Raw genomic sequence first — 22,807 nt, 5'->3', positions numbered from 1 at the left:
TCTATTTGCCCTCTTCTTCTGGGCGGCTTTCAGTAGGCACGGGGTGGCGGGGGTGCTCAGTGTTTCCCTGCTCTAGCTGGGCTCTGAGCATCGCCACTTCTTCAGCCAAGGTTCTGGTATCTTCCCCCAGTCGTGAGAGATCTAGGGTCAGGTGCAGGCAAATACCGATAAGCATAATAATTGCCAGCATGAAAAGCAGGTTAACGGGCACGATGACGCCTGTCAGGTCAGCAAGTGTGCTCAGTAGGTGGGGGAAGAGAGCCAGCACAATAATAGCTGCAGACACTAGCAACCACAGGGCAGCGTACTTTTCCTTCATCTTCTGATTGCGTACCTGGGCGAAGACCATGACGAAGATGAGAACCGACAGGATTAGAAAAAAGACATTTGACGGCATGTTTAGCCCTCCCCGGCTGTTTTCTTACGCGTCATGGAGATACCGAAGGCGAAAAAGGATCGCACCAGGTAGATAGCTGATTTTAGAGGCCCTGATGAGGGAGTGCCGCCCTGCCGTTCCCGCATTTCTACCGGTACCTGAATGACCTTGCAGCCCGAACGAATGGCCATCACGGTTGAGTCGATGGTATCCCCTAGGTACTCAGCAGGAAAAAATTCACAGTACTGCTGGATGCCCCGGCGGTTTACCGCACGGAAGCCGCTGGTGACATCGGTAAATTTCTCACCCGAGATACGGGTGAAGAGAAAAGAGAGCAGACCCATTGCCCATTTACGGGGGCCTCGCACCTTGTAGGTGTCAGAGGCTGCAAAGCGGGAGCCGATAACGATATCGGCCCGGTTCAGGCCTTCAATGAGGGTGTCGATAAACTCAGGTGGGTGCTGGCCGTCCGAATCCATTTGCATAGCAATGTCGTAGTCCATACGGCGGGCATACCGGTACCCGGTTCGCATGGCAGCACCAACCCCCATGTTGTAAGGCAGGTCAATGACGAAAGCACCGGCCTGGCGGGCCACTTGGGCCGTGCTATCTGTAGAGCCGTCATTAATGACGACCAGGTCAACCCAGGGAGCCTTGGCCCGAAGGTCAGCAATCGTCGCTCCGATAGCCTCTTCCTCATTCCAGGCGGGCATAATCACCAGAACGCGCGGACGCTCCTGCGGTGCAGATTCACTGTTCATCTGTGGGCTGGCTTTCCTGTCTCGTGCATCTATCGGCCGATAGGTAACATGCGTATGGCCCAGTCTATCAGTTTGGGGTAGCCCGCCTTAGGGCGCTGAGCAGGCCGTGATCTTGTACAGAACAGCATCACCTTCGCGGTGAACCTCGGTCAGCACTCCAGATTCAGCTAGCCCCTCAAAGCCCGCGTACCAGCTACTGTGGTCATGCCCGTTGACTTCTGCATAACCGAAGTCAAGATAGTAGTCAGCATTGAGGTTATCCAGAGCACGGCAGACCTGAGGATCCGTGAGAGCCTGATTTAGGTGATCCTGCACGTACTTCACATCATCATCTGCTGAATAGATAGTGTGGTAGGCGGTCACGGGACGGTCTGCTATTGCATAGGCCAGGGCAGCGCCGGTGAAAGGCTGCACTACAACGGTCTCACCTTCGGGCACATACTCATCGAGCACCTCAAGCATGTCGAACTCATCGGTGCTCAAGAGGTCAGATTCAGAGTCAGGGGCATACTCGTAGTAGTTCGCCTCAACCTGGTTCTGCAAAGCGCTGCTAGTTTGGCCAAACCCAACTACAGTAAACAGGGCTACGGCACCAACTACTAGCATGCGTCGGGTGCTCTCCCACTGGGTCCGCTGCCACCACTGGCTAGCAACCAGTTTTTCCGCTACCCAGTGCACAGCCAGAGCCAGCATAGGAACGCTCATGACGGGCAAGAGGGCGGCCAGACGGAAAGAATCGTGGTACCAGAGACCTACGACTTCATAGCGTCCGTCCTCCCACGCCAGGGAGCGGGCAGCTACATAAAAGTAAACAACCACAGCCCAAGCACCAAGCACCCAGAGGGAGTAAACATTGGCACGGCGGGTGAATGTATACAGGCCAATTACAAAAACAATAGCCAGGAACCACTGGGGCTTAAAGCCCATCGCAGCAAAGGCAAAGGGTTCCCCTAGCGCCTGCCCCTGGGTAAGGACGGGGCCCCACACTTCGCCTGCTGCCTGGGGCGGACGGACCACACCCCACAGAATATTCATCACGATGAAAATTAGCGCAACGCCCAGGGCTGTGGCTCCCGCTGCACCCCAGTAGGCACGGTGCTTAAAGCTAGTAACGAAGTTAAGAATGACGCGGCTGAGCAGCAAAGGAATAATCATTACCAGGAGCGACATAATCGCATTGGGGTGGGCAATCGCAATAGCCAAAGCCACCCAAACCCCTAAGACCACCGACTGCAGGGTTAAGATACGGCGAACCGCTACCATGCGGAAGAGCTGCGCTACCAGACCGATACCGGCAGGCAGCAGGGCAATACCTAGCAGGTTCGGGTACAGCACACCAAAATCAAGCAACAGAATAGGGTAGGCAGTAAAGGCAGCTGCGAAAGCTCCCACCACCATGACGCCTGCGGTGTTCAGCTTAAAAATTTGGCGCACCATAAAAACTGTGCTGAGAGGCCAGATAATAGCCGAAACCACTACAGCCATAGTATTAGTTGCCACCGGTATGTCAGCGCCTGAGCCCATCGTAATGAGCGAAACGATAGCGTGCCAAGCTCCGGGGTAAAAGGTAGATTCCCCTTCAACCGTTGTCATTGCACCCAGGGTGAGGGGCGAGGCACTACCTGTATCTTCAATGAAACGTACCGCGTTGAGATGGAAGTTGTTATCCCAGGTCTGAGAAATCCATTCAGGCTGGCCAATAGCATTCGTAACGTTGCGCCACAGCAGGAGGGCACCCACAAGGAAGCTACCCCAGTACACCATCTGATCTTTCGACCACCAGGCGCTAGCCACTACAGAACGTTGAGGAGGAAGCCACCTCCCCTGATGTGAACGAGCTGGGGCAGAGCCAAGCCCAGCCCAGCGTCCTACTAGAACCACAAGCAGAATAACGGCAGCAAGCACTACAGCCGAGGCAAACGGAACCCATAAAGCCCAGCGAATACCGAGCATAGGGGTCACGGTTGCACCCAGCATAATAGCTGCCACAGAAAGCGCCGGAGCTAGGCCAAAAGCCTCAAACCCGCGTAGCCGGGCAGCCGCCGAAATCAGCAGGCCCGGAACAAAAAGATAGATAAGCCCAACCAGTAGAGGCATTGCAATCTCGAACCAGCTCATCGTTCTCCTTGTTTGTGGCCGCGGGGGGGGTAAAGCGTTCTTCCCAAGTCTAGTAGTAAAGCCAGGCAAGGGGGTGCTGAAACTTTTCAACAAAGGTCACACGCGCTAGATACAGTGATTCTGCACGCCAGGCTAAGTCCCCGGCGCACGCTACCTAATGCCGGAGCAACCCTCAACCACTACACTAGTTATGAATGTTGCAGGTCATATAACCTGCTGTGTTTAATACTAAGGAGTCAATGATGACCTATACCGTGGGTAACTATATTCTCGACCGTCTGGCTGAGCTGGGCGTAGACAAGGTTTTCGGTGTACCCGGGGACTTTAACCTCTTCTTCCTCGACGACGTGCTGGCGCACGAGAAGCTGGATTGGGTGGGTAATGCGAATGAGCTTAACGCCGGGTATGCGGCGGACGGCTACGCCCGCGTTAAGGGCCTGGGTGCCCTGGTGACTACCTACGGCGTGGGTGAGCTGTCAGCTATCAACGCAACCGCCGGCTCCTACGCTGAGAATGTGCCCGTGATTCATATTGTGGGTGCACCCAGCCTGTCGGCCCAGAATTCCCACCTGCGCATGCACCACACTCTGGGCGATGGGGATTTCAAGCATTTTATGCGTATGGCGTCCGAGGTGTCTGCCGCCGTTGCGGCCCTGCACCCGGCGACCGCTGCGAGCGATATTGACCGTGTCATCCGCACCGCCGTCATCCACCGTAAACCCGGCTACCTGATGCTGCCGGTTGATGTTTCAACAATGCCCGCTACCCCACCAGCCCAGCCGCTCGATGTGGATAGCCGTGTTTCCTCCCCCGACATTGAGGCCCTTTTCAAGGACGCCGTCGCCGACTTCATGCGCGGCAAGAGCGTGACGGTGCTGGCAGATATCATGGCTGAGCGCCTGGGGGCGGTACAGGACGTCCGCGCCCTGGTGACCGAAACCAAGTTCCCCTTCGCGTCCCTCATGTGGGGCAAGGCCGTACTGAACGAAACCAAGCCTAACTTTGCAGGCATCTACGTGGGTGGCCTGTCGGCTGAACACACCCGTGCGGTAGTAGAAGATGCCGAGGTTTTGGTCTGTGCTGGCGTGGAATTTACAGATACCACAACCGGCATATACTCACATCAGATAGACTTTGGGCGGGTTATTAACATCGGCGCAGAGAGCACCAGCATCGCCGGTCACCACTATGCCCCGCTCACCATGGCCAGCGCCCTGAGGATTATTAAAGAGGTGTCTCTCGAGCTCGGCCTGAAGGGCACCCCCTTTGAGGCACCCACCACCGATGAACCCCTACCTGAGATCACCGACGAAGCCCTGACCCAGGACGCCCTGTGGCGGGTCCTCTCATCAAACCTGGATGAGAAGAACACCGTTGTAGTCGATATGGGTACCTCTTTCTTCGGCATGGCAACCCGTAAGTTCCCGCGCGATTCTCGCTTTATCGGCATGCCCCTGTGGGGTTCTATCGGCTACTCCATTCCGGCCCTGCTGGGTGCGGCTATGGCCGATACCGATTCCCGCGGCGTGCTGATGGTGGGTGACGGCTCAGCCCAGCTGACGATTCAGGAGATTGGCACCATTATCCGCGAGGGCGTGAACCCGGTGGTCTTCTTGATTAACAATGACGGCTACACCATCGAACGGTCGATTCACGGCGTCGAGGCCCAGTACAACGACATCACCGCCTACGACTGGTCGAAGATTCCGGCGGCCTTCGGCGGCACAGACTCTAACACCATCACGCTACGCGCTGCTACGGTTCGCGAGTTCGACGAGGCCTGCCGGGTTGCTAAGGAGAACCGTGACAAGCTGGTTTTCATTGAGGTAGTCACCGCACCCATGGATATGCCCGAGCTGCTTGAGAAGTTCGGTGCCCAGGCAGCCCAGCTCAATAAGAAGAAGTAGTACTACAAGAACCCGCAAGGACGCGCCCGCCCCGCCTTCACGGACGAAGGCGGGGCGGGCGCGTCCGGCTATAGCCCACAGGCAACTAAAGCAGGCTAGCGACCCCAAACACGGCCACGGCACCGGCAAAACCTACGACACCAATGAGGGTTTCCATTACCGTCCAGGTTTTGAGGGTGGTCTTCTCGTCCATATTGAAGAAGCGGCTGACCAGCCAGAAACCTGAGTCGTTGAAGTGCGAGAGCACCACAGAGCCTGCAGCGACCGAAACGACAAGGGCAGCCAGCTGGATGGAGTTAAAATCTGCAGCCAGAACACCGGGGGTGATGAGACCTGCGGCGGTGGTCAGGGCTACGGTCGCTGATCCCTGGGCGACGCGTAGAATTGCGGCAATGAGGAAGCCCGCAACAATGAGGGGAATACCCAGGTCACCCAGCACATCGGCGAGAGCATCGCCGATTCCTGAGGACCGTAGCACGCCACCGAACATACCACCGGCTCCGGTAATCAGGATGACGGAGCAGACCGCGGGAAGTGCGCCGTCCATAGTCTGCTGGATACCCAGCGCGTGATCCTTACGTTTGAAGCCGAGCAGGTACATGGCAACGAGGGAGGTAATGAGTAGGGCAACAGGGGTCTCGCCGAGCAGGCGCAGGGTTTGGAACCAGGTTTCATCTGCTGCACTTTCAGGCAGCACGCCTCCCTTTGCCAGAGTGTTGAGGCCGGTGTTGAGGAAGATGAGGAACATGGGGAGCAGCAGCACGAAGAGAACGGTGCCGAAGGAGGGCGGGTTGAGGGGCTCGTCCTGGGTTTCTTCGTGGCCCATGAGGGCGGGCACGGGAAGGTCGATGCGCTTACCGATGAACTTTGAGAAGAGGTAAACGGCAAGGTACCAGGTCGGTACCGCGATGATGAGGGAGACGAGCAGTAGAGTACCGACGTTGGCTTCGAAGAAAGAGGCTGCGGAGACCGGTCCGGGGTGGGGCGGCACGAAGACGTGCATGACGGAGAATGCGCCCACGGCGGGGATTCCGTAGAGCAGAAGGGAGCCACCAACCCAACGAGCGACGGAGAAGACGATGGGGAGCATCACGACAAGGCCGGCGTCAAAGAAAATGGGGAAGCCAAAGAGCATAGATGCCACGCCGAGGGCGATGGGGGCGCGGTCTTCACCGAAGACCGAGATGAGTTTGTGGGCAAGTACCTGGGCACCGCCGGAGTATTGGATGAGGGCCCCCAGCATGGCTCCAAGGCCAACGAGCAGGGCTACAGACGCCAGGGTTGATCCGAATCCGCTGAGCATGACGGGCACGATGCTGGCGACGGGGATTCCGGTGGCGACGGCGGTGAGCAGGCTGACGATAATAAGGGCGGGGAAGGCGTGGAGTTTGAATTTGATGATGAGGAGCAGCAGGAGCAGGATTGCGCCGGCGGCGATAGCGAGCAGGGGCCCAGCGGTGAGGGTTTGAGCCCAGTCTTCGGGGAGAGGCATAGTGGTGTGCTTTCGTGTGGGGCTTATAGGGTAGGACGCAGGGCGGCCAGTGCCGCGGTTGCAACCTGTTCCGGGGTGCCAGAGATGTCAACGAGCACCCCGGCTTCGTCAGCTTCGAGGGGTTCGAGGGTGGCGAATTGGGAGTCGAGTAGGGAGGTGGGCATGAAGTGGCCTTCGCGGTGCTTCATGCGTTCTGCAATAGTTTCTCGAGGGCCGGTCAGGTGTACGAAGAGGACGCCGGGGGCGGCTTCGCGCAGCACGTCACGGTAGGTACGTTTGAGGGCGGAGCAGGTGACGATTGTGTGCTCGCCGCGGGCGTCCGCGTCCTTGATCCAGGTGGCGATACGGGCAAGCCAGGGGGCGCGATCTTCATCGGTGAGGGGAATCCCGGCGCTCATTTTCTGGATGTTTTCAGCAGGGTGCAGGTCGTCGCCTTCGACGAAGGACCACCCTAGCTGGTCGCGCAGGGCGTGGGCGATGCTGGTTTTGCCGGTACCGCTCACACCCATCACGACAATGTGATGTGTGTTCTCCGTTGTCATGTCTATTATTGTGCACCCATTTGGTCTGTATATCGAATAGACGAAGCGCTAAAGACGTGCAGGTTAAGCAAGCGTGTGCCTGCTTAACCTGTTACGACCTCTACTCTTTGTTACAGCCTGCGCACGTAACAGCGTCACAGTTCTACTCATAGGGGCAATATGTGAGAAAGGCTAGGGTTTGGTGCACCTGAAGTCCTAGGCTGAAGACCAAGCGCTCCCGGCGCTGTAGTCCCCAAGCAGCCGCACAAAGGAAAACCGACCATGACCACCCAGGTAAACATCAGCGAGAAGACCGCCACCGAACTTTTCTGCGAGGCTTTCGGCGCCCAGGCAGCCGGCGTTGCCATCATCACCGCTGAGGGCTCTGACGGGCTGCCGGGTGGTCTGACCATCTCGTCCCTGTCGTCGGTTTCTGCTGAGCCTCCCATCGTGTCTTTTTCTTTCAAGGATCGCACCGGTTCGGCTGCCCGCATCATCGATGCTGACTCCTTCCTGATTCACCTGATTGGTGCCGATAACATCGAGATCGCCAAGCTCTTCTCGGTCAGCAAGGCCGATAAGTTTGGCGATACCTCCACCTGGGACCGCCTGCCCACCGGCGAGCCCCTGCTGCACGGGGTGAGCCGGGTGTTGCGCGTCCGCCCCCTGGGTACCCTCAATGCGGGCCCTGCCGTGGTCTTTACCGCTGAGGTCACCGACTTCATCCGCCACGACGCCAACGCAGCCCCCACCGTTTACCACGCCCGCCGTTTCCACGGCTTGGGCGACCACTCGGCCCTGTAATCTAGCGCCCCGGCAGGGACGGGGTTTTAGACTGGTGCTATGACACTCCCTGCATCTCTTCCCTGGATTGAAAAGCTTATTGCCGCGCAGTCCATCAGCCAGACCAGCAACCGCCCCGTGCTCGACCTGCTGGCGGCTGAGTTTGAGGCTCACGGCCTGACCCCGCACTACACCTACAGCGAGGACGGCGAGCGCGCCAACCTGTTTGTGACCGTGCCCGCCGCTGACGGTGGTAGGGACGGCGGCGTGGTGCTGTCGGGGCATACGGACGTGGTGCCGGTTGAGGGCCAGGCCTGGACAGTCACCGACCCTTTCACTCCCCTGGTGAAGGACGGCAGGCTTTACGGGCGCGGGGCGTCGGATATGAAGTCTTTTATTGGGTCAGCGATGTGGCTGCTGCCCCAGTTGCTTGAGGCCGAGCCGGCTAGGCCCGTTCATTTCGCTTTTTCCTACGATGAGGAAATTGGCTGTGTGGGTGCGCCTGCCATGGTCAGAGATTTTAAGGCCCGCGGTATTAACCCTGATTTTGCGGTGATTGGTGAGCCGTCCATGATGCAGGTTATTTCTGCCCATAAGGGTGCCCACCGCGGCCAGGTGACTTTCAAGGGTATTGCTAAGCATGCCTCCCTGGGCCCTCACGGGGTTAACGCTCTGGCGCAGGCGGCGGAGTTTATTACTTTCTTTGAGCAGCTGGCCGGTACCTGGCGGGCTGAGGGTCCCTTTGATGAGGGGTTTGTGGTGCCCTATTCCACCGGTGGGGTGAACTTTGCCCGCGGTGGTATTCAGTACAACATTGTGGGTGAGCACGTGGTGCTGGAGTATGACTTCCGCACGGTTCCCCAGATGACGACCGACGAGGTGCTGGCTCTGGTTGAGGCGAAGATTGCCGACGACCTGCTGCCTGCGCTCAAGGCACGGGCGGCGGACGCTGAGGCCCTGGCTGGCGCTGCACCCGGCGAGTTTGTGGACGCCGTGGGTATTACCCATGAGCTTCTGGCTGCCGTCCCTGCCCTGGGCACCGCTGACGGTGCTGAGATTATTGCCCTGGCTAACGAGTGGGCGGGGCGCCCCGGTTCTGTGGAAGCCCAGAAGGTTACCTACGGTACTGAGGCTGGCCAATTCGCCCTCTACGGCGGGGTGCAGGCGGTGGTGTGCGGTCCCGGCGATATTGCTCAGGCCCACACCCCCAATGAGTGGATTGAGCTGGCCCAGATTGAGGCCTGCGACCGCTTCATGCTCAAAGTGCTGGAGTGGGCTAGCCAGGAATAGGTCCGGGTATCTAGACTGGGCCCTATGAGTGTCTCATATCACTTTATTCCCTACCCGTCGGCGCCGGGCCTACACCCGGCCCTGGCCGGTATTCTGACGGTTCCCGTCAGCCTTGAGCGGGCGGGTGAACCCTCCCTGCTGATCTATCTTCAGGGAGAGGTGGAACAGCACCTGAACCAGCCGCCCGGCCGGGGAAAGATTACCGCCACCTACCGGCCCGACACCGTGGCGGGGGTGCAGGTCAGTGCCCTCTATCGCGCTGGGCACGGAGAGTATGCGGACGCCGGCACCTGGCAGATTACCGCTTCGTCGGCTTCCCTACTCGGAGGGGAGGGGCTCCCCGTCCTGACCGAAACCAACCCGGGCGTCTTTCAACCTGCCGTTACGGGTGATGAACTCACCGAGGAGCTGGAGCTTCTCGCTGGCTTTTGTCGAGGCGTCCGCGCCCTGATTGACCGGGAACTGGGCAACCAGCCCTACCCGGCGACCTGGCCCCGGCTCACGCCCGGGGTGGTGACCCGCTGTAGCAACCTGCCCTATCTCACCTCTGCCACCCAGACGGTATCCGAGGTCGATCTAACCCTAGCCCTGCCCGCCTCTCCGCTGCGCTGGTGGGGGGTCGTACCCGTCCGCCCCTCCTGTGACAAGGTGCGGGGTCTGGCAGCAACCGCCAGCGGGGTACGGCCTGAGAGCCTGTGGCCCGAAGGGTTCTACAGGGACTACTCCCAGGCGCAACAGGGCTACCGGCCCGCCACCCTGCGTCGTGTGGCCAGCACCGATACCGATTGCTGGGTACTGAAGCTGAGTTGGCTCAACAGCATGACCCTGTATATTCAGCGCAGCGGCAACTGGGATATTGTCTACGGCTCCCCGCTGGTAGGGGCCCAGGAAAACCTCCCCTTTACCAGGGGCAAGTACGAGGTGGCGGACGTCCGCGCCGCCTCTTCCCTAGAACCCCTGGTGCGGGCGATTCACCGGGATCTCTACGAAGAGCCCGGACTGCCCCCGGTGACCCAGTGGCGTATCGGCCCGCATTCGCAGACCGTGCACCTGGCCCTTGCCAATGACTGGGGAGAATTCTTCCCCCTCTGGTACGCCGACGGGAAAGGTCTGGCCGAGGATCTTGAGCTGACCCAGGCCACCCGGCAGTTGCTGGGCAAATGGGCCAGCCTCTGGGAAGACCTGGACATGGCTCCGGAAGACCCCGCCAACCCCACAACCCTGGCCTGGCGGCAGCTGGGTGAGAGACTGCGCGAGACCCTCACCAGCGAACTGGGTGCGGGCTACACTGTCAAACTCCATCTGGTGAGCCGCGGCCAGCCCTGGAGCGAGCTGCAAGACCGCGCCTAGCGAGCTACTCCCAGAAGGCCCTCTTCTGCACGACCGGGATTTTGCCGGTGGGCACATAGGTGGCAGCGGCGGACGCGGCGGTAGCCTCGGTGTCCTCGCTCTGGGGTAGCACCTCAGCCGACTTAGACCGGTACATGTGCTTATTAGCCCACAGGCCAAACCCGAGCACAGCCAGGGCCAGCACGACGCCAATCACCTGGAAGATAGAGAACTGGCCGTCGTAGTAGAGCTTGAAGAAGGACCCGCCCATCATGCCACCGGCGGTGGGAGCGCACACCGGTACCCAGGCGTAGTACCAGCGGGAGCTACCCTTACCGTGAATAGGTAGCAGGGCGTGCATGAGGCGGGGGCCGAAGTCGCGGGCCGGGTTGAGGGCAAAGCCGGTCTGACCGCCCAAACCAATCACCAGCACAGTGACCAGGAAGCCGAAGGCCAGAGGCTTGAGCACGTGGTTCAGGTTGAGGGCCAGGGCTGAACCCTCAAGGACGGGGGTGAAGTTAACCCCCACGTAGAGGGCTGAGAAGACCAGCAGGAAGGTACCGATAATCTCAGACAGGGCGTTGGTGAAGTAGTTGTGAATAGCCGGCACGGTAGCAAAAACGCCGAGTTTGATCTTGCGGTCGGCGGTTGCCTTCCAGTGGGGCAGATAGTTGAGGAAGACGAAACCCGCACCCACCATGGCACCGGCAACCTGGGCGAGAATGTAGCCGGGCACCATGGCCCAGTCGAACTCCCCGTAGGCGGCTAGGCCGATGGAAACAGCGGGGTTGAGGTGCCCACCTGAGTAGGCGTGGGAGGCGTAGACACCGAAGGTAACGGCAAAACCCCAGCCGAAGGCGATGGTGAAGAAGTTGTCGCCGTGGCCTTTGGAGCGGCGCAGTTCGACGGTGGCGATGACGCCGCAGCCGATGGTCACCATAATCATGGTGCCCAGGAATTCAGCGAGGTAGGGGCTGATGGTGTTCACGTGTTTCTCCGCAAGTGTCGGGGGCTAGTACGCCCAGGCAGGTGCCGGATCCTTCAGCCCATAGTTTGCTTCACTTGGCTTTAAGTGTGAATTATTGGGTTTTATGCGGCAAGGCTTAGGAGTAAAAGTGCCCTAACACTTAAGCGGTTTACCGCCCTCTTTTCCAAGCGCTGTGACCAAGCACCCACCAGCCCCGCCCACCAACTAAGACGGCGATATACGGGGCGGGCGTCCGCGCGGGTCAAAGAGGAAAACGCCCCGCCCCACTAGCGCCCGAAGAGGCGGCGCAGCTGCCCCGGCAGGGTACGGCGGTACTGCCAGGCGGCGAGGGCGCCCCAGCCCAGTACGGCACCCAGGGTGTTGTTGAAGATGTCTTCGGCGTCAAAGGTTCGGATAGCGCAGTCGTAGTAACCCCAGATACCGGTCAGCTGGGTCAGCTCGATCGCGAGCGAGGTGCCAAAGGCAGCAAAGAGCACGGTGCGAAAACTAGCTCCCCAGCGCCAGCGGGCCAGCAGGCCAAAGGGCACAAAGAGCAGCACATTCAGCAGCATCTGTAGCACGTAGATCGAAAAAAGGGCGCCGAGCAGGCCGTCGTTGGCGGCAATGGCGAAGTCAATACTCCATCCCAGGAAGAAGCGGGGGTAGGTGCTGCCCCAGCCGTCGGGGCAGACAAAGACGTCGTTATCGGGCAGGGGTAGGAAGGTGTAGGCAATGACTCCGGTAGCGTAGAGCACCAGGACGCCCGTGGCAGCTATGCGGCGCAGGAGCCTGCGGGTAGGCAGGTGGTGGCCAAACCACCAGAGGGCGGGCACGATAAACACCATGAGCAGGGCCCAGAGGGAAAGCGCCTGCTGGAGCACGGGAATCGAGAAGTAGAAGTAGTACCGCATAGCCTTATATATCAACAAGAATCTGAGTGATTGAGTGTACCGGGTTTAGCTGGGTCTCATAGCAGAGAAGAATAACGAGTGACTAGATGAGGGCAGTCAGGGCCAGCCCGGCCGCGGCGGCAGCGGTTGCGGCAATTAGTTGGCCGAGGGCAAGGACGCCGGTGGCCAGCTTACCGGGGGCTCGTAGGGTTTCGAGCAGGGCGGTGGAGAAGGTGGTGTAGCCGCCTAAAAAGCCCACTCCCAGAATGAGGGTGAGATTTTCTGTAATTACAAAAGTTTCCGCATCGGGAATAGGCCTGATATAGGTAGCAAGAAGGCCGGTAAGGCAGCCCAAAAGAAAGGATCCAGTGACATTAATAAAAAATGTCCCTAGCGGCATAGACACTTGCCAGAGTCTTGATACAAGGGCCTTAACCCAGGCATCAACCCACAGGCGCAGGGCAGCGCCTGCGCCACCGGCGATAAAGACCAAAAGATAGACCATACCCTACTCCCCCGCTCTACGAGCTGGCCGACCGGCGTGGGGCGGGCGTCCGCGCCTCTCCCATCTACCCCCGAGCTGCCAACCGGCCCAGGCCAGCAGGTAGCCGCCAACCAGCGAGAGCAGGGCGTAGGCGGCAGCCACCCCCCAGTACCCGTCCAGGGTCAGCTGAGCCAGGGCGAGGGCAAAGGTGGAATAGGTGGTGAACCCACCCAGAAAGCCGGTGCCCAGCGTAAGACGGAGCTCCTCAGCACGAGCCGATACAACCCCTCCCGGGGCAGCGGCAAGCAGGGCGCCCGTCAACAGAGCCAACAGGAAGACCCCTACCCAGTTCACCACCAGCACGGTCACGGGTAGGGTGCCAGAGACAGGAAAGGCAGCCAGGAGCAGGGCCCGCGCCAGGGCACCTGCTCCACCACCCAGAAAGACAAGCCAGGTTGCGCGAAATGTAGGGGTCATTCCCCCAGCCTACGCCGCCAGCAGGGGCAGACGCACCGTAAACTCGGTACGCCCCGGGTGGGAGACCACATCGATAGACCCCCCGTGGGCTTCCACAATGGCCTTGGCGATAGGAAGACCCAGACCGGTGGTGCCATCGGAGCCAGAGCGGACAGCGTCCGCCCGCGTAAAGCGGTCGAAAATCTTGCTCTTGAACTCGGGGTCAATGCCGGGACCATTGTCGCTCACGCTCATGATGGCCTCGCGGCCACTGGCAGAAATCGACAGGGAGGCGGTCACCGTGGTGCCCTCGTCCGTGTGCTTCCGGGCGTTCGAGAGCAGGTTCAACAGTACCTGCTGGAGCTGGGAGCGGTCGCCGCGCACCTCCACCACGTCCTCGGGCAGGTTGAGCTGCCAGATGTGAGAAGGGGCTGCCACCTGCAGGTCCATGACGTTTTCTACCAGCAGTTCGGTCAGGTCCACCTCGGTCATATCGGGCTCACGGCCTTCGTCGAGACGGGCCAGCAGAAGCAGGTCTTCGACCAGGCGTGACATGCGCTCAGTCTGCGAGCTCACGCGCTCTAACGATGTCTTACCCTGGTCGGTGAGGGTTTCGGTCCAGCGAATCATATCGGCATACCCCTTGATAGCCGCCAGGGGCGTACGCAGCTCGTGGGAGGCGTCCGCCACAAAGACCCGCATCTGCTCCTCGGTGCGCGAGCGCGCTTCGAGGGCAGACTGCACGTTGTCTAGGAGCTGGTTGAGGGCATACCCAACCGCTCCCACCTCGTCGCCGGGGTGGGCGTCCGCGGGCTGCACGCGGGTCGCCTCGGGCAGGGTTTCAAGAGCCAGGTCCATGTGGGCGACGCCCGCTGCGACCTGCGAGACTCGTTCAAGGGGTTGCATGGTGCGGTGGATAATCCAGGAGCCCAGCACACCGGCACCGATCATCACGGCGACCGAGCCGGCAGCGATGACAGCTACCAGTACAGCTAGGATGCGGTGGGTTTCTGCCAGGGGTACGCCGGTGACGATGACGCCCTCGCTGACCGGGTTATCCTGCATGACAACCAGGTATTCGCCCACCTCAAGGTCTACTTCAACGGTTCCGTCAGAGGTGGAGAATACCAGCAGGGTCTGCTGGTCGGCGTCACTGAGGGTCTGGGTGGAGCCAACCGAGTCAAGTAGACCAGCCACCACGGTCTGGCCGTTGGCGGTGCACAGGCTCAGGGTGCCGGGGCCCTGGCCGGGGGCGTCGAGGGTGGTGCGGCCGTTGAACTGCTGGCAGCCGTCTACCTCAGTGTTACCGTTTTGCCCGGCGGGACCGCCGGGTTTGAAAGAAACCGCTCGGTGGGCAGCTTCGTCGAGCTGCCCGTAAGTCCGGTCCATGAGGGAGCTAGAGAGGGCAATGTAGCTCGAAACGCCAATAATGAGGCAGGCGATACCCAGCATGGTCACCAGAATGGCGATGAGCTTGGTGCGCAGGTGGGGGGCGGTGCGCAGCCCGGTGGGGGCTGCATCCTGGGCCTGCTCCTGCCCCGAAGCAGGCGCAGGGGCGACCGCAGGCTGTGAAGGTGCTGCCATGGGCCCTACCGGTTGGCGGGCTTAATGACGTAGCCTGCGCCGCGCACGGTATGAATCATGGGTTCACGGCCCGCATCAATCTTTTTGCGCAGGTAGGAGATGTAGAGTTCCACAATGTTAGCCTGGCCGCCGAAGTCGTAGTTCCAGACGTTATCGAGAATCTGGGCCTTAGAGACCACGCGCTTAGCGTTTTCCATGAGGTAGCGCAGCAGGTCGAACTGGGTTGCGGTGAGCTGGATTTCTTCGCCGCCGCGGGTGACTTCGCGGGTGTCCTGGTTGAGCACCAGGTCGCCGACTACGAGTTCAGCGTCGTTGGCTGCTGCTACGCCGGAGCGCTGCACCAGGCGGTGCAAGCGGATGATAACCTCTTCCATGGAGAAGGGCTTGGTGACGTAGTCGTCGGCGCCGGCTGCCAGGCCAACGATGCGGTCGTCCACGGAGTCCTTGGCTGTAAGGAAGAGGCAGGGCACCTCGGGGTAAAGTTTGCGGATGCGTGAGAGCAGCTCGACGCCGTCGAAGCCGGGCATCATGATGTCGAGCACGAGGACGTCGGGGCGCCAGTCGCGGGCGATAGCCAGGGCTGCTGGGCCCTCGCCCGCTGATTTAACCTCCCAGCCAATCATTTTGAGTGCCACACTGACCAGCTCTTCGAGCATGCGCTCATCGTCTACTACGAGGGCGCGGATCGGCGACCCGTCGGGGTGTTCAAGGGCCGGAAGGTTCTTGGCGATATCGGTTGCTGTGCTGCTCATGCTTCTAAGGGTAGCCAACCGCGGGAGTTTAGGGGTCTCTTGACCGCTATTTGAGGGGATTTGGGGGCTGTTTTCACAGGCGATTCTTATGCGAGTGTGAGCGGGAGCAAACCGAGGGGTGGGCCTGTCTTGTATGAGCAGGTGAGAGAACATTTAGTGTCAGGAGGATGACACAGAGATGTAATGTTTCACAAAGACCTGCCTTTACGAGCACCGCGGGTTTATTTCCTGAACTTCATCGGGTAGAGTTTTGAACAGGCTGTCAATTGTTTATTTTTGAAGAAACTTTATGACGGGTTGCCTAGAGGCTTTCTAAATTTGAGTTGAATGAACCACCTCGCAACTCGTTAGACGGGCTCGCGTTGATGGTTGTGGTTCCCCTCAGCGCGGGCCTCTCTGCAGCAAAGGGTCTTGCTCCGCAGATGCGGGAGCAAGACCCTTTCTTTTGCCCTCATACAGGGGCGGTGCCCGGCTTAGCGGGCGGACGCGCGGCGGTGCTGTACCAGGTCGATGGCGGCGCCGATGAGGGCGGCAACCAGAGTGGGTACGAACCAGCCCAGGTCGTAGGCGTGGGCGGGGGCCCAGCCGATAAGGGGCTCGATGACGTTTGAGCCAAGTCCCTGGGAGTTGAGGGTCATGAGCAGGGCCCAAATCACCGAGACCAGCAGGGCGAAGCGATGGGTGAGGTTCATCCAGGGGGCGCGCAGGGCGGCCTCAAGGAGGGTGAGGACGACCAGGGTCAGGGCCGGCGGGTAGAGGGTGGTGATGATAGGAATGGCGAAGCTCATCAGCCCTTCAAGACCGAAGGACGCCAGCACGAAGGCAATCAGGGTGAAGATAATAGCCCAGGTGCGGTAGGAGACCGAGGGCACCAGCTTGTTGAAGAAGGAGCTGGTTGCGCCGATGAGGCCCACCGAGGTGGTCAGGCAGGCTAGCAGCACAATGAGGCCGAAGACGACGGCACCGGGGCCGCCCATGGTCTGGGCTGCGGCGTCGGTGAGCAGGGCTGCGCCGTCCTTGTATCCCTGGCCGTCCGCGATGTGCTCGCCAATGTAGCCCAGCCCCAGGTAGACCGCACCCAGCAGCACGCCGGCAATACCGCCGGCCAAGGCGACGCTGCGGAGCATCTCGCTACGTCCGGTCACCCCTTTTTCACGCAGGGAGGCGATCACGATGATGCCGAAGGCCAGACCTGCCAGGGAATCCATGGTCATGTAGCCGTTGACGAAGCCGGTGGCAAAAGCGCCCGTGGCGTAGTCTTCAGTCGGTGCAGCCGAGGGGGTGCGCAGGGTAATAAAGCTCATCACGACCAGCACACCCAGCAGGATCACCAGGGCGGGAGTCAGGTACTTGCCCAGGGTGTCGACGATACCGGTGGGGTTCATAGCCAGCAGGTAGGAGACACCAAAGAAGACGGCAGAGAAGATGAGGGTGGGCACCATGCCGTCCACCGACAGATAGGGGTCTACGGCCATGGCATAGCTGACGGTACCGGTACGCGGCAGGGCGTAGAGGGCGCCGATGGAGAGGTAGACCAGGGGAGGGAAGACGAGGGCGAAGATTTTTCCTCCACGGGCCGCCAAATCTTGCAGGTCGCGGCCGGTGACGGCGAGCGCGATAACAGCCAAGATGGGCATGAGGACGCCGGTCACCAGGAAGCCTGTGATGGCGGGGGTGAGGTTTTCACCGGCTTCTGCACCGAGCATGGCGGGGAAGATGAGGTTGCCTGCGCCGAAGAACATGGAGAACAGCATGAGGGCTGTGACCACGATACTGATGAGCGGTGATGATTTGGTGGGTACTGAGTTCATGGGTTCGGGTAATTCTCTATTTGTACGAAAGGGTTTAGTTTACTCCTGTTTATTGGGCAGGTTGCGGGTGGATAAGCCCGCAGTTGGCGGTGGGTCGGTAGACTGGTAAGGATATTCGCGCGTTTTATACCTGAGACGAAAGGGGGGTCACGTTGCGCATTTCACGTATTTATAATAACAATGTGGCTCTGGCTCAGGCCTATACGGGCGAGCAGATGGTGGTCATCGGTCGCGGCTTAGCGTTTGGTAAGCGTAAGGGCGACATGGTTGATCCCACCCTCATTGAGCAGACCTTCGTGCCGGAGCACGGCACCCCCGATGAGCATTTGGCGGGGTCGCTGGCGCAGATTCCGTCTGAGATTCTGGGTTTGGCGACCGAGCTTGAGTTTTTGGTCAAGGCTGAGGGTATTACTATTTCCCATTCCTTTATTGTGCCGGTGGCTGACCATATTAGTTATGCGGTGGTTCGGGCCCGAGAGGGGCTGGCGGTGGATTACCCGCTGGCTCTTGAGGTGTCTCAGATTTACCCGCAGGAGGTTCGGTTTGGCCGCCGGGCGCTGGAGCTGGTCAAGGAGCGTCTGGGGGTTGAGCTGCCTGAGATTGAGGCGATCCCCCTGGCTATGCACCTGGTGAATTCGCAGTTTGCCTCGGAAGATATGGGCGGCACCTACCGCATGACCGAGGTCTTTGCCCAGATTTTTGAGGTGATTGGGGCCGGCTTTGGCGGCCCGGTGGACCGGTCGCTGATGAGCGCTGCCCGTTTCATCACGCACCTGCGCTATCTCTTTGTGCGTGCGGGCGCTGCCCAGACCGCGGACGCCGGCACCAGCGTCCCTCTGCTCCTTGAGAGTTTGAAGGACGCCCACCCCCGCGCCTTTGCTGCGGCGGTGAAGGTGAAGCTGGTGCTTGAGATGCATCTGGAGCAGAACCTGACCGATGATGAGCTGACCTATCTGACGATTCATATCGCCCGCCTGGCCCGGGACCAGTACGGCACCTCCTAGCGGTGTTCACCCTATTCTTTTTCTCTTCACCCTGAGATAATCCCTAGGGTCATGAGAGAAAGAGTAGGGTCATTGGCCTGTTGCCCGGACGCCGAGGTGACGCAACCTCGAGAGCAACAGTTCCGGGCGCTGAGCCAGATCACCCCAGGTGGCGCGAATAACCGTCCACCCCGCCAGTTCTAATTCCCGTTGCCGTAGCGTATCATTGCGCAACTGCTCATCGGTTGCCCGGTAGGCTCCGTAATACTTGTGCAGACCGTCCACCTCAAGAAGTAGCTTGAGGTGAGGCCAGGCAAAATCAGCACGGTACAGGCGCCCGGGCGGGGTAATAATTTCAAACTGTTGAATAGGCTGTTCGATACCTCCTTGATAGAGGCGAAGTCTGGCAAAAGATTCAAGAGGAGATTCGCTCAGCGGGCTCATCAGCGCAGCCACAACACGTAATTTCTGGGAGCCTCGCCCCGCACAGTGTTCGAGCTCTTCTCGCACAGTGTTAAGTTCGAGATTCCCGTGTTTTAAAAAGAAATCTGCGATAGCTAGCGACTCTTGCAGAGGCATAGTTTTTCCGCAGTCTATGACGGTTGTGAGCGGGTTCGTGACTCTGACTCCGCCTAAATCAGTAGCCAGGGAACATTCTTTTACCTTATGGCTATGCAGGATTGCCTGCGGGTGCCCCGACTTATTGATACCCAAGAGGGAGAGGTGCACTTTAGGGGGTAGGGCCATCAGTGGCGCACCCCATAGAAGGGCGGCTGACTGATGACTCACTACGGCTGTGGGGTGGGTTTTCTGAAGGGCTACCGTCACAGCTTTGGCCCGGTCGCTGCCTGTGCAGTGTCGCGCGATGTCGCCCTTGAGGTAAACCCCGCGGGTCAGACGTATAAGCTCACCTCTACGGTGCTTCGCACTGATGAGGTTGTTACTCATGCCCGATTCTTTGAGTTCGCGGTGAGTGTGCATCGCTGAACAGATGTGTGAGAGGTTGAGTTCCATGCCGTTACTGTGGCAAAAAGGTGCGAGGGCTTCAAGTGACCCTAGATGGGCCTGTGGATAACCCTTATTTTCACTCGTCAGATGCCTGTGGACAAGAAGACACGAGATGGCCTCTGCACCGTCACAAAGAACGCCCTATTCTTTTTCTCTTCACCCCGAGATAATCCCTAGGGTCATGAGAGAAAGAATAGGGCGGTGAGGGCTGCTTTAGATTTCGGCGGCAGTTTGACCGCCGCGCGCCACCCAAAAATACTTTACAAGGAAAGTTTTTAAGAGTAGATTAAAAACATCAAAACAACACCACCACCTCGAAAGGTCACCACCATGCAGTTCGGTATCTTCTCCGTCGGCGACGTCACCATGGACCCCACCACCGGCAAGACCCCCAGCGAATACGAGCGCCAAAAGGCCATCGTTGAAATTGCCAAGAAGGCAGACGAAGTGGGACTCGATGTCTTTGCCGTCGGCCAGCACCACAACCCGCCCTTCATCGCGTCCTCACCGACCACCACCCTGGCCTACATCGCAGCCCAGACCAAAAACATCCTGCTGTCGACCTCCACCACCCTGATCACCACCACCGACCCCGTGCGCATCGCCGAAGACTACGGCACCCTACAGCACCTGACCGACGGCCGCATGGACCTCATGCTGGGCCGCGGCAACACCGGCCCCGTCTACCCCTGGTTCGGCAAAGACATCCGCCAGGGCGTCAACCTGGCCATCGAGAACTACGCCCTACTGCGCAAGCTCTGGAGCGAACAGGTGGTCAACTGGCAGGGCAACTTCCGCACCCCGCTCAACTCCTTCACCGCCACCCCGCAGCCCCTGGACGGCACCGCTCCCTTCGTCTGGCACGGCTCAATTCGCACCCCCGAGATTGCCGAGCAGGCCGCCTACTACGGTGACGGCTTCTTCCACAACAACATCTTCTGGAACAAGGAGCACACCCAGCAGATGATCAACCTCTACCGTGAGCGCTACGAGCACTACGGCCACGGCACTGCCGAGCAGGCCATCGTGGGCCTGGGCGGGCAGGTCTTCATGAGTAAGAACTCCCAGGACGCCGTTGCCAAGTTCCGCCCCTACTTCGATAACGCCCCGGTCTACGGCGGCGGCCCTTCTCTGGAAGATTTTGCTGACCAGACCCCGTTGACCGTGGGGTCACCCCAGCAGGTCATTGAGAAGACCCTGTCCTTCCGCGACTACGCTGGCGATTACCAGCGTCAGCTCTTCCTGGTAGACCACGCAGGCCTGCCCCTCAAGGAAGTTCTGAACCAGATCGATATGCTGGGTGAGCAGGTTGTGCCCGTCTTGCGCGAGGAGTTCGCTAAGCTGCGCCCTGCCGGTGTGCCCGAGGCCCCCGTCCACCCCCGCTACGCTGCCCATCTGGCTGAGCAGGGCAAGTAGGGAGTAAGACCCATGAATACTCCCTCTATCGTTGTTGTCACGGCGGGTTTGGGCAAGCCGTCCACCACTGCCCTGCTGGGTGAGAACCTGAGCGAGGCCACTGCCCAGGCCCTAGCCGCTGCTGGAGTTGAGGCGAGCTTCACCCAGATTTCGCTCCGCTCTCTGGCCACCGATATCACCAACCACTACCTGACCGGCTTCCCCATGGGCAAGCTGGCGACCGCCCTGGATCAGGTGCGGGAAGCTAACGCCCTGATTGTGGTTAGCCCGGTCTTTAAGGCCAGCTATTCGGGGCTCTTCAAGAGCTTCTGGGACCTCGTCGAGGACGGCTCCCTGGCGGGTAAGCCCGTGCTGATTGCCGCCACCGGCGGCACCGCCCGCCACTCCCTCATGCTGGAGACGGCCATGCGTCCGCTCTTTAGCTACCTCAAGGCAACCGTAGCCCCCTCGGGCGTCTTTGCCGCAACCGACGACTTCGGCACCGATGCAAACCTGGCTCCGCGCGTCACCAAGGCAGCTACCGAGTTTGCCCAGCTGGTGCTCTGGACGCTCGGGTCGACAGCCACAGCAGGGCAGGCAGGCGAGCAGGCTGGTGAAGGCGGGGCTAGCGAGGCCAAGCAGCAGGCAGTTCAGGACGCCAACGCCGGCTCCTTCTTCGGAATCCTTGAGAAAGAGCGGGGCGGGCAGGCACCTGCGGCAGCCTATAAGGCACCGGGGCTAGAAGCCCTGACGGTCACCCCTTTTGAGGAATTACTTAAACGGAATACACCGGGTACCTAAGAACGGGCCTACCGGCACAGCACTGGCGGGGAGGGTAAAAGCCCTCCCCGCCATTCTTTAAGGTGTCTAAATTTTTGTATTTTTGTCTCGCAACTAAAACAGCGTCCTAGCTGGTGAGCGCGCGGGAACCCGTTAACCCATCTTAATATTTCCCACAGATATTCCATACAGGTAACTCTGCGCGTTAGGCTGGCATCAGATAGAGATTTTCTGAGAAAGTCTCCTGAACCACATCTACCCACCCGGTAGAAGAGGAGAGGAGGTTCTATGGGAACAGCCCCCACACCGGCTCGCTTCACCTAAGAACAGGAAAATCTATGGAAGATTTACACCAACACTTTAGAGACCCTCAACCTGCACCTTGATAGGTGCCTCAAAGAAGAGGTGAAAATCAAACTGGCAGACTACAGGATTCTGGCAGCAATCATAGATTTACCACAGACAGATTCCACCGATGCACACCCCGTGGTGCGCATGCGCGACCTTGCCCGCGCCACCAATGTCTCGGCATCACGGCTGACCTATCAGGTTGATGTGCTAGAAAAAAATGGCTGGGTCACCAAGGTCTCGGTGCCCAGCGACAAGCGGGGCAAGGGAGTGCTCATTACCCAGCAGGGGTGGCAGGTCTTTAGAGAAGCCACCCCGATCTATACCCGCGAGGTGCAGCGCACGGTTTTTGAGGGGCTAGACCCCGATATCGCCCGGGCCCTGGCCCACTTTTCCCGCAGTGTTCTCGGCAAGGTTGCCCACCCCGAGCGCAGGCGGGTAAGAGCCTAGAAGATACACAGAGGGGCGGACGCTTGTAAGCGTCCGCCCCTTGTCTTTGCTCTGCCGGTAGGCAGAGAAAAAATTTTTAGATTTTACTGCTGGTTGCCTGAGTCGGACTTCTGGCCCTTCGGAATGACTCCAACCCGCTGTGCCTTATACAGCTGTTCACGGTTAGCCAGTACCACCAGGGCCAGGGCGTTGAGGGCCAGGCCGATAATGAAGATAATCCAGCCAATCACCATCAGGACGGTACCGCTGAGAATCGCACCAACAATCAGGGCAGCAACGGAAACCAGGTAGGCGGGAGAGAGAAGAAAGCGGGTATCCATGG

The 22,807-nt window shown here is 59.7% G+C and carries 22 protein-coding genes; 8 read left to right on the top strand and 14 right to left on the bottom strand.

Features of this window, described 5'->3' with window-relative positions:
- Position 1: 1 nt before the first annotated feature.
- From HWU94_RS00255 to HWU94_RS00245, 3 genes are all read right to left on the bottom strand, one after another.
- The gene (locus tag HWU94_RS00255; RefSeq protein WP_185173811.1) at positions 2-397 is read right to left on the bottom strand and encodes a DUF2304 domain-containing protein; all 396 of its coding nucleotides are present in this window, start codon (positions 395-397) and stop codon (positions 2-4) included.
- A 2-nt stretch (positions 398-399) separates the two neighbouring features.
- On the bottom strand, positions 400-1,137 hold the full coding sequence (locus HWU94_RS00250) for a glycosyltransferase family 2 protein (RefSeq protein WP_185173810.1): 738 nt from the start codon (positions 1,135-1,137) through the stop codon (positions 400-402).
- Between the two features lie 87 nt (positions 1,138-1,224).
- Entirely contained in the window at positions 1,225-3,255 is a 2,031-nt protein-coding gene (locus HWU94_RS00245; protein WP_185173809.1) for a DUF6541 family protein, read from the bottom strand.
- A gap of 239 nt (positions 3,256-3,494) precedes the next feature.
- On the opposite strand from HWU94_RS00245, the gene HWU94_RS00240 reads away from it, so the two are divergent.
- Positions 3,495-5,162: an alpha-keto acid decarboxylase family protein gene (locus tag HWU94_RS00240; protein WP_244955976.1), complete on the top strand. Its 1,668-nt coding sequence runs from the start codon at positions 3,495-3,497 to the stop codon at positions 5,160-5,162.
- Between the two features lie 85 nt (positions 5,163-5,247).
- Here the strand turns inward: HWU94_RS00240 and HWU94_RS00235 are convergent, their stop codons facing one another.
- Together HWU94_RS00235 and HWU94_RS00230 are read right to left on the bottom strand one after the other, a co-directional pair.
- Positions 5,248-6,654, bottom strand: coding sequence for a GntP family permease (locus HWU94_RS00235; protein ID WP_185173808.1), 1,407 nt, complete (start codon positions 6,652-6,654; stop codon positions 5,248-5,250).
- Between the two features lie 23 nt (positions 6,655-6,677).
- Positions 6,678-7,196: a gluconokinase gene (locus tag HWU94_RS00230; protein ID WP_185173807.1), complete on the bottom strand. Its 519-nt coding sequence runs from the start codon at positions 7,194-7,196 to the stop codon at positions 6,678-6,680.
- Positions 7,197-7,457: 261 nt separating this feature from the next.
- Between HWU94_RS00230 and HWU94_RS00225 the strand changes: the two genes are divergently transcribed.
- The 3 genes from HWU94_RS00225 to HWU94_RS00215 are packed head-to-tail and all read left to right on the top strand — an operon-like array spanning position 7,458 to position 10,598.
- Positions 7,458-7,979, top strand: coding sequence for a flavin reductase family protein (locus HWU94_RS00225; protein WP_185173806.1), 522 nt, complete (start codon positions 7,458-7,460; stop codon positions 7,977-7,979).
- Between the two features lie 39 nt (positions 7,980-8,018).
- Positions 8,019-9,248 carry an acetylornithine deacetylase gene (locus HWU94_RS00220; RefSeq protein ID WP_185173805.1) on the top strand — a complete coding sequence of 410 codons (1,230 nt, stop codon included), beginning with the start codon at positions 8,019-8,021 and terminating at the stop codon, positions 9,246-9,248.
- 24 nt (positions 9,249-9,272) lie between these two features.
- Positions 9,273-10,598, top strand: coding sequence for a hypothetical protein (locus HWU94_RS00215; RefSeq protein ID WP_185173804.1), 1,326 nt, complete (start codon positions 9,273-9,275; stop codon positions 10,596-10,598).
- 4 nt (positions 10,599-10,602) lie between these two features.
- Here the strand turns inward: HWU94_RS00215 and HWU94_RS00210 are convergent, their stop codons facing one another.
- The 7 genes from HWU94_RS00210 to brnQ all read right to left on the bottom strand — a co-directional run bounded on the left by HWU94_RS00210 (position 10,603) and on the right by brnQ (position 17,521).
- Positions 10,603-11,565, bottom strand: a complete 963-nt coding sequence (locus HWU94_RS00210; RefSeq protein ID WP_185173803.1) for an MIP/aquaporin family protein — start codon at positions 11,563-11,565, stop codon at positions 10,603-10,605.
- A 266-nt stretch (positions 11,566-11,831) separates the two neighbouring features.
- Positions 11,832-12,455, bottom strand: coding sequence for a VanZ family protein (locus tag HWU94_RS00205; protein WP_185173802.1), 624 nt, complete (start codon positions 12,453-12,455; stop codon positions 11,832-11,834).
- A gap of 82 nt (positions 12,456-12,537) precedes the next feature.
- Positions 12,538-12,939 (bottom strand): CrcB family protein, encoded by a 402-nt coding sequence (locus HWU94_RS00200; RefSeq protein WP_185173801.1) that lies wholly within the window; start codon positions 12,937-12,939, stop codon positions 12,538-12,540.
- Between the two features lie 3 nt (positions 12,940-12,942).
- The gene (locus HWU94_RS00195) at positions 12,943-13,395 is read right to left on the bottom strand and encodes a CrcB family protein (protein ID WP_185173800.1); all 453 of its coding nucleotides are present in this window, start codon (positions 13,393-13,395) and stop codon (positions 12,943-12,945) included.
- A gap of 9 nt (positions 13,396-13,404) precedes the next feature.
- A complete protein-coding gene (locus HWU94_RS00190) occupies positions 13,405-14,958 on the bottom strand; it encodes a cell wall metabolism sensor histidine kinase WalK (RefSeq protein ID WP_185173799.1) in 1,554 nt (517 codons plus the stop codon).
- Positions 14,959-14,963: 5 nt separating this feature from the next.
- Positions 14,964-15,710 carry a response regulator transcription factor gene (locus HWU94_RS00185; protein WP_185173798.1) on the bottom strand — a complete coding sequence of 249 codons (747 nt, stop codon included), beginning with the start codon at positions 15,708-15,710 and terminating at the stop codon, positions 14,964-14,966.
- 473 nt (positions 15,711-16,183) lie between these two features.
- Entirely contained in the window at positions 16,184-17,521 is a 1,338-nt protein-coding gene (gene brnQ / locus HWU94_RS00180) for a branched-chain amino acid transport system II carrier protein (RefSeq protein WP_185173797.1), read from the bottom strand.
- A gap of 152 nt (positions 17,522-17,673) precedes the next feature.
- Between brnQ and HWU94_RS00175 the strand changes: the two genes are divergently transcribed.
- A complete protein-coding gene (locus tag HWU94_RS00175; protein WP_185173796.1) occupies positions 17,674-18,525 on the top strand; it encodes a PRD domain-containing protein in 852 nt (283 codons plus the stop codon).
- A 69-nt stretch (positions 18,526-18,594) separates the two neighbouring features.
- Here the strand turns inward: HWU94_RS00175 and HWU94_RS00170 are convergent, their stop codons facing one another.
- On the bottom strand, positions 18,595-19,518 hold the full coding sequence (locus HWU94_RS00170; RefSeq protein ID WP_185173795.1) for a type IV toxin-antitoxin system AbiEi family antitoxin domain-containing protein: 924 nt from the start codon (positions 19,516-19,518) through the stop codon (positions 18,595-18,597).
- Between the two features lie 324 nt (positions 19,519-19,842).
- Here HWU94_RS00170 and HWU94_RS00165 point away from each other — a divergent pair, with 324 nt between their 5' ends.
- The 3 genes from HWU94_RS00165 to HWU94_RS00155 all read left to right on the top strand — a co-directional run bounded on the left by HWU94_RS00165 (position 19,843) and on the right by HWU94_RS00155 (position 22,485).
- Positions 19,843-20,928 (top strand): LLM class flavin-dependent oxidoreductase, encoded by a 1,086-nt coding sequence (locus HWU94_RS00165; RefSeq protein ID WP_185173794.1) that lies wholly within the window; start codon positions 19,843-19,845, stop codon positions 20,926-20,928.
- 12 nt (positions 20,929-20,940) lie between these two features.
- Positions 20,941-21,708, top strand: coding sequence for a CE1759 family FMN reductase (locus HWU94_RS00160; RefSeq protein WP_185173793.1), 768 nt, complete (start codon positions 20,941-20,943; stop codon positions 21,706-21,708).
- 384 nt (positions 21,709-22,092) lie between these two features.
- Positions 22,093-22,485 carry a MarR family winged helix-turn-helix transcriptional regulator gene (locus HWU94_RS00155; RefSeq protein WP_185173792.1) on the top strand — a complete coding sequence of 131 codons (393 nt, stop codon included), beginning with the start codon at positions 22,093-22,095 and terminating at the stop codon, positions 22,483-22,485.
- Positions 22,486-22,568: 83 nt separating this feature from the next.
- On the opposite strand, the gene HWU94_RS00150 is transcribed toward HWU94_RS00155, so the two are convergent.
- The gene (locus tag HWU94_RS00150) at positions 22,569-22,805 is read right to left on the bottom strand and encodes a hypothetical protein (protein ID WP_185174880.1); all 237 of its coding nucleotides are present in this window, start codon (positions 22,803-22,805) and stop codon (positions 22,569-22,571) included.
- Between the last annotated feature and the right edge of the window lie 2 nt (positions 22,806-22,807).

Origin of the sequence: Rothia nasimurium, assembly GCF_014217215.1 — a bacterium.
In the GTDB taxonomy this organism is placed as follows: Bacteria; Actinomycetota; Actinomycetes; order Actinomycetales; family Micrococcaceae; genus Rothia; species Rothia avistercoris.
This window is presented reverse-complemented; position numbering and strand designations above follow the sequence as displayed.

Bases quoted from the DNA above. Each gene is read 5' to 3' on its own strand.
- HWU94_RS00160 (WP_185173793.1), top strand. From the start codon at position 20,941: ATGAATACTCCCTCTATCGTTGTTGTCACGGCGGGTTTGGGCAAGCCG.
- HWU94_RS00195 (WP_185173800.1), bottom strand. From the start codon at position 13,395: ATGACCCCTACATTTCGCGCAACCTGGCTTGTCTTTCTGGGTGGTGGA.
- HWU94_RS00205 (WP_185173802.1), bottom strand. From the start codon at position 12,455: ATGCGGTACTACTTCTACTTCTCGATTCCCGTGCTCCAGCAGGCGCTT.
- HWU94_RS00250 (WP_185173810.1), bottom strand. From the start codon at position 1,137: ATGAACAGTGAATCTGCACCGCAGGAGCGTCCGCGCGTTCTGGTGATT.
- HWU94_RS00225 (WP_185173806.1), top strand. From the start codon at position 7,458: ATGACCACCCAGGTAAACATCAGCGAGAAGACCGCCACCGAACTTTTC.
- HWU94_RS00240 (WP_244955976.1), top strand. From the start codon at position 3,495: ATGATGACCTATACCGTGGGTAACTATATTCTCGACCGTCTGGCTGAG.
- HWU94_RS00255 (WP_185173811.1), bottom strand. From the start codon at position 397: ATGCCGTCAAATGTCTTTTTTCTAATCCTGTCGGTTCTCATCTTCGTC.
- HWU94_RS00230 (WP_185173807.1), bottom strand. From the start codon at position 7,196: ATGACAACGGAGAACACACATCACATTGTCGTGATGGGTGTGAGCGGT.
- HWU94_RS00235 (WP_185173808.1), bottom strand. From the start codon at position 6,654: ATGCCTCTCCCCGAAGACTGGGCTCAAACCCTCACCGCTGGGCCCCTG.
- HWU94_RS00215 (WP_185173804.1), top strand. From the start codon at position 9,273: ATGAGTGTCTCATATCACTTTATTCCCTACCCGTCGGCGCCGGGCCTA.
- HWU94_RS00220 (WP_185173805.1), top strand. From the start codon at position 8,019: ATGACACTCCCTGCATCTCTTCCCTGGATTGAAAAGCTTATTGCCGCG.
- HWU94_RS00150 (WP_185174880.1), bottom strand. From the start codon at position 22,805: ATGGATACCCGCTTTCTTCTCTCTCCCGCCTACCTGGTTTCCGTTGCT.
- HWU94_RS00170 (WP_185173795.1), bottom strand. From the start codon at position 19,518: ATGGAACTCAACCTCTCACACATCTGTTCAGCGATGCACACTCACCGC.
- HWU94_RS00200 (WP_185173801.1), bottom strand. From the start codon at position 12,939: ATGGTCTATCTTTTGGTCTTTATCGCCGGTGGCGCAGGCGCTGCCCTG.
- HWU94_RS00165 (WP_185173794.1), top strand. From the start codon at position 19,843: ATGCAGTTCGGTATCTTCTCCGTCGGCGACGTCACCATGGACCCCACC.
- brnQ (WP_185173797.1), bottom strand. From the start codon at position 17,521: ATGAACTCAGTACCCACCAAATCATCACCGCTCATCAGTATCGTGGTC.
- HWU94_RS00190 (WP_185173799.1), bottom strand. From the start codon at position 14,958: ATGGCAGCACCTTCACAGCCTGCGGTCGCCCCTGCGCCTGCTTCGGGG.
- HWU94_RS00245 (WP_185173809.1), bottom strand. From the start codon at position 3,255: ATGAGCTGGTTCGAGATTGCAATGCCTCTACTGGTTGGGCTTATCTAT.
- HWU94_RS00185 (WP_185173798.1), bottom strand. From the start codon at position 15,710: ATGAGCAGCACAGCAACCGATATCGCCAAGAACCTTCCGGCCCTTGAA.